Annotated in this window: 1 protein-coding gene and 1 pseudogene; one reads left to right on the top strand and one right to left on the bottom strand. The window is 37.9% G+C overall.

Features of this window, described 5'->3' with window-relative positions:
• Window positions 1–215: 215 nt before the first annotated feature.
• Window positions 216–1614, bottom strand: a pseudogene (locus IQ228_RS24985) (IS4 family transposase).
• Window positions 1615–1764: 150 nt separating this feature from the next.
• Between IQ228_RS24985 and IQ228_RS24980 the strand changes: the two are divergent.
• The gene (locus IQ228_RS24980) at window positions 1765–2145 is read left to right on the top strand and encodes a hypothetical protein (protein ID WP_193964838.1); all 381 of its coding nucleotides are present in this window, start codon (window positions 1765–1767) and stop codon (window positions 2143–2145) included.
• Window positions 2146–2233 lie beyond the last annotated feature (88 nt).

Raw genomic sequence — 2233 nt, 5'->3', positions numbered from 1 at the left:
CAATACTGTTCGGTTAAGGGGAGATAGAGGGTAAAGTCAAAAATATTTTGTTCGCGTAGGCATTACGAGAACAATAAAAGCTAAAAAAGTTGCTTATACCTAACAAAAGGCACGCGGAAAAAACTTAATTGTCAATTGATGAGAATATCCTTAAACCGTGGAACTATAAATTGTCAATTGAGAATGAAAAATTAAAAGCATCAAAATGGATATATTCAACTTGCTTGGTTAAAAATTTGAAAAGATAGTTGTTGTCGAGGAGTACCATGATTTCGATGACTTCGTTTTTTACTCTTAAACTTTGAGCGGGCTTTTTTGACTACCCTGGGATTACTTCTATGTTGTCGTAAAGGAATTTCTAAATCTGAGATTTCGGCAATTAACCAACTATAATATGTGTTGATATCCAGTTGATTATTTATCTGACGTTGAAACTCAGGAATCGCCCGACGAATCACTCGAAGACTACCAACAAAGCTTAACCTTAATGGAGAAATATTCTTCAAAGTGGCACTTTGAAACATTAAAGAACGGAGGCAATAATGTGCCAACAACCAACCATAAATTTCTTGGACTACTTCACGAGGATTCTTAGAACGGATATGTGTTTTTCGACCATTCAAATGGATTTTTAACTCATCTAAAGTATTCTCTGCCTCCCAACGTTGATGATATTCTTGCGCTAACATCAAAGCCGGAAATTTAGCAGTATCCATTAAATTTGTAATCAACCGATAAGTTTTTGGAATCCCATTCTCTTCAATAGTATATTCAATGATGCGGACGGGGATTCGGGTTTCACCCTTCTTTCTGGACTTGCCATCAGGTGCAATCCACGATTTATAAGAGCCATCTGCAAAGGTTTTAACTACTACGAATTTCGCATGGACTGGGAGACGACCAAGAAAATGACCCTTTTGTTTAATGATTGCATTCACCATCTTGAAAGAATGTAATCCTCTGTCCCACATTAATAACATACTAGAGTCAATACTGCGAAGTAATTTTAAGGCACTTCTTCGTTCTCCGATGCGATAGGGAGTTATTAATGCATCTATAATTAAGTGAGTACCTGCCTCTACTAAAAACACTAATCTAGCCTTGGGGAAAGCTGGATATGTTCCTTTTGGTGAACCAGGATAGCCAAATACTCTGGCATTTTTTTCTGTGTCTGGAACGTCCATTACTGTTCCATCCATCGCCATAATTCTTAATTCTCCCAAAAAAGCCCCTGGTGTTAATATTGTGGCTAAGGGCTTTGCTACCATGGAAAATAATCGAGTCATTACCGCCGCCCCTGTTCTTTGACGAGCTTGGAGTAATTGAGGAAGAAGATGGTACTTGCCAACGAATTCCTAATGGTATTTGTAAAGAACTTAAGCCATGCATGAGATTTTTGAAGACATCAATAATTGAGTCCGATGACCAAAAACTCATGGCAATTACTAAGGTAACAATTGCATAAGTTGGTAGTCTTCTTTGTCGTCGCTCCCTGCTAGAAGTAGTTTCAATTGCATTCGTTATGGTTTGTGCTGGAATTACCTGTGACAAAGCCAAAAGTAGTTGTTTGGGGTCAAAACAGGCTGTTTGTACCTGAAAGTTTACCAGTGACATATACTAAAAACAGAAGGGAAGAGTGGAATTTTAGTTGTCACTTCATAATATATTAAATGGTATTATGTTCTCGAAATACTATCGAGAACATAATTTTTTTTGATTACTTTTACCTTGAGAGCCTTAATCTTAATCCCCTCTCAATTCATTATGAAGACGAAAGAAGATGATCTGATTTCCAGAGCAGAATTACTGCAACAAACTATTGCGACGTTGCAAATCATGATTCAACAAATTAAGGCTGGTGGAGAAATAGCAGCATCTGGTTGCTGTGTTTCCCGTTACCAAGCACGGGGTAAGCAAGGGGTTTATTGGTACTACAAATTACACGCTAATCACTCAATTTTTCCTACCACTCAACCCGACAAATTGAGTAAATACAAGCATTTAGGCAAGGCTGGAAGTCCGGCTCACGTTGATGCGGTCATGCAAGTAGCGAGGAGAACCCAAGTTGATTACTTGCAATCATGTATTGATTCTCTCCGACAAAATTGGGTTGATTTGTACGATAGCCTCAAAGAGAAAAAGTAAGTCTCTCAATTTTAATTATTCTCGTAAATAAACCGCGAACACTTTTCTCTTGGTTTTACTCCCCATTTTCCTTAACCGAGCAGTATTG

The organism is Dolichospermum sp. LEGE 00246 (assembly GCF_015207865.1).
Lineage (GTDB): Bacteria > Cyanobacteriota > Cyanobacteriia > Cyanobacteriales > Nostocaceae > Dolichospermum > Dolichospermum heterosporum.
The sequence above is the reverse complement of the archived record's forward strand: the minus strand, read 5'-3'. Positions and strand labels throughout refer to the sequence as shown.